We start from the raw sequence: 3,710 nt of genomic DNA, 5'->3' as shown, positions 1-3,710 counted from the left end.
AAGTCGAAGTCGTCGAGTGCGACGGCCTGCGACGACGGACCGAAGTCGTAGTCGTAGGAGTCGTAGCCGGTGACGGAGTAGGCCGCTGCGCGGGCCTCCTCGGTCGGCTCCACCCGGATGTTGCGGTAGCGCTCCAGGCCGGTGCCGGCCGGGATGAGCTTTCCGATGATCACGTTCTCCTTCAGGCCCTTGAGGCTGTCGGAGCGGCCGTTGATCGCGGCGTCGGTCAGGACACGGGTGGTCTCCTGGAAGGAGGCCGCCGAGAGCCACGACTCGGTCGCGAGCGAGGCCTTGGTGATGCCCATGAGGACCGGGCGACCCGAGGCCGGCTTGCCGCTCTCGGAGACCACGCGACGGTTCTCCTCCTCGAACCGCACCCGGTCGACCAGGTCGGACGGGAGCAGGTTGGTGTCACCGGACTCGATGACCGTCACGCGACGCAGCATCTGCCGCACGATGATCTCGATGTGCTTGTCGTGGATCGACACACCCTGGGAGCGGTAGACCTCCTGGACCTCGTCCACGAGGTGCTCCTGCGCCTTGCGGACACCCAGGATGCGCAGGACGTCCTGCGGGTCGGGCGTACCGGACGTGATGTGGTGACCGACCTCGATGTGGTCGCCGTCCTCCACGTTGAGGCGCGAGCGCTTCGACACGGGGATCTCCTGGACCTCAGAGCCGTCGTCCGGGGTGACCAGGACCACGCGGGCCTTGTCGGTCTCCTCGATCTTCACGCGACCGGCCGACTCCGAGATGGGAGTGCGGCCCTTGGGCGAGCGGGCCTCGAAGAGCTCGACCACGCGGGGCAGACCCTGCGTGATGTCGTCCGCGGAGGCCACACCACCGGTGTGGAAGGTACGCATGGTCAGCTGCGTGCCGGGCTCACCGATCGACTGGGCGGCGATGATGCCGACCGCCTCACCGATGTCGACCAGCTTGCCGGTGGCCAGCGAACGGCCGTAGCACTTCGCGCAGGTGCCGGTCTTGGCGTCACAGGTCAGCACGGAGCGGACCTTCACCTCGACCACACCGGCGGCGATGAGCTCGCCGATCTTCACGTCGCCGAGGTCCTCACCGGCACCGGCGAGAACCTCGCCGGTCTCCGGGTGGGCGATCTCGACCGCAGAGGCCCGGGCGTACGCCGAGGTCTCGACGTGCTCGTGCTTGACGACCGAGCCGTCCTCGAGACGCTCGCCGATCAGCTTGGGCAGACCACGCTCGGTGCCACAGTCGTCCTCACGGATGATGACGTCCTGCGACACGTCCACCAGACGACGGGTGAGGTAGCCCGAGTCGGCGGTGCGGAGCGCGGTGTCGGCCAGACCCTTGCGGGCACCGTGGGTCGAGATGAAGTACTCGAGCACCGAGAGGCCCTCGCGGAAGTTGGCCTTGATCGGGCGCGGGATGATCTCGCCCTTCGGGTTGGCCACCAGACCACGCATGGCCGCAACCTGCCGGATCTGGTTCATGTTTCCGGAGGCACCCGAGTCGACCATCATGTAGATCGGGTTCCTGCGGTCGAAGTTGGCCTCCATGGCCCGACCGACCTCGGCAGCAGCCTGGGTCCACAGCTCGATGAGCTCCTGACGACGCTCGTCGTCAGTCATCACACCGCGCTCGTAGTTCTTCTGGACCTTCTCGGCCTGGGCCTCGTAGCGGCCGAGGATCTCGACCTTGCTGTCCGGCGTGGTGACGTCGTCGATCGAGACGGTCACACCGGAGCGGGTGGCCCAGTGGAAGCCGGCGTCCTTCAGGGCGTCGAGCGAGGCGGCAACCTGGACCTTGGTGTAGCGCTCGGCCAGGTCGTTGACGATCGCGCCGAGGCGCTTCTTGCCGACCTCTTCGTTGACGAAGGGGTAGTCGGCCGGGAGCGTGTCGTTGAAGTAGACACGGCCCAGCGTCGTCTCCAGCAGGATCGCGGTCCGGTCCTCCCAGTCCGCGCCGAGCTCGAGGTCGAGCGGCGGCACGATGTCGTTGAGGCGGATGCGGACCTTGCTCTGCATCGCGATCTCGCCGCGGTCGTAGGCCATGATCGCCTCGGACGGGGTCGAGAAGATGCGGCCCTCGCCGACCTCGCCCTCGCGGTCACCGGTCAGCCAGAACAGGCCGATGATCATGTCCTGCGAAGGCATGGTCACCGGACGGCCGTCCGACGGCTTGAGGATGTTGTTGGTCGAGAGCATCAGGATGCGAGCCTCGGCCTGCGCCTCCGCGGACAGCGGAAGGTGGACAGCCATCTGGTCACCGTCGAAGTCGGCGTTGAACGCGCCGCAGACGAGCGGGTGGATCTGGATGGCCTTGCCCTCGATCAGCTGGGGCTCGAAGGCCTGGATGCCGAGGCGGTGCAGGGTGGGCGCACGGTTGAGCAGCACGGGGTGCTCGGTGATGACCTCTTCGAGGACGTCCCACACGACCGGGCGGGCGCGCTCGACCATCCGCTTGGCGGACTTGATGTTCTGCGCGTGCGACAGGTCGACCAGGCGCTTCATCACGAACGGCTTGAACAGCTCAAGTGCCATCTGCTTGGGCAGACCGCACTGGTGGAGCTTGAGCTGCGGGCCCGACACGATGACCGAACGGCCGGAGTAGTCGACGCGCTTGCCGAGGAGGTTCTGACGGAAACGACCCTGCTTGCCCTTGAGCATGTCGGACAGCGACTTCAGCGGCCGGTTGCCCGGGCCGGTGACCGGACGTCCACGACGACCGTTGTCGAAGAGGCTGTCGACGGCCTCCTGCAGCATCCGCTTCTCGTTGTTGACGATGATCTCGGGAGCACCGAGGTCAAGCAGTCGCTTGAGGCGGTTGTTGCGGTTGATGACGCGGCGGTAGAGGTCGTTGAGGTCGGAGGTCGCGAAGCGGCCACCGTCGAGCTGCACCATCGGGCGCAGGTCCGGGGGGATGACCGGAACGGCGTCGAGGACCATGCCGATGGGCTGGTTGCCCGTCTTGCGGAAGGCGTCGACGACCTTGAGGCGCTTGAGGGCGCGGACCTTGCGCTGGCCCTTGCCGTTGGCGATCGTGTCGCGCAGGGACTCGACCTCGGCCTCCACGTCGAAGTCCTGGAGACGCCGCTGGATCGCGGTGGCGCCCATGAAGCCCTCGAAGTACTTGCCGAACCAGTTCTTCATCTCGCGGTAGAGGAGCTCGTCGCCGAGCAGGTCCTGCACCTTGAGGTTCTTGAACGTGTCCCAGACCTCTTCCAGACGCGCGATCTCGCGGTTGGCGCGGTCGCGGAGCTGGTTCATCTCACGCTCGGCACCGTCACGGACCTTGCGCTTGGCGTCGGCCTTGGCACCCTCGGCCTCGAGGGTGGCGAGGTCTTCCTCGAGCTTCTTGGCGCGGTCCTCCACGGAGGTGTCGCGACGCTTCTCGAGGCGCTCGCGCTCCAGGCCGACCTTGTTCTCCAGGGTGTCGGAGTCGCGGTGGCGCGCGTCCTCGTCGACCGAGGTGATCATGTAGGCAGCGAAGTAGATGACCTTCTCGAGGTCCTTCGGCGCCAGGTCGAGCAGGTAGCCCAGGCGCGACGGGACGCCCTTGAAGTACCAGATGTGGGTCACGGGAGCGGCGAGCTCGATGTGGCCCATCCGCTCACGACGCACCTTCGAGCGGGTGACCTCGACGCCACAACGCTCACAGATGATGCCCTTGAAGCGCACGCGCTTGTACTTGCCGCAGTAGCACTCCCAGTCCCGGGTGGGACCGAAGATCTT

General features: G+C 66.7%; 1 protein-coding gene. It reads right to left on the bottom strand.

The genetic code is table 11. The features are described 5' to 3' along the window. On the bottom strand, positions 1 to 3,710 hold a 3,710-nt coding region (locus V6M39_RS08660), incomplete at both ends, for a DNA-directed RNA polymerase subunit beta' (protein WP_332643416.1).

This window comes from Aeromicrobium sp., from assembly GCF_036675695.1.
GTDB lineage: Bacteria > Actinomycetota > Actinomycetes > Propionibacteriales > Nocardioidaceae > Aeromicrobium.
This window is presented reverse-complemented; position numbering and strand designations above follow the sequence as displayed.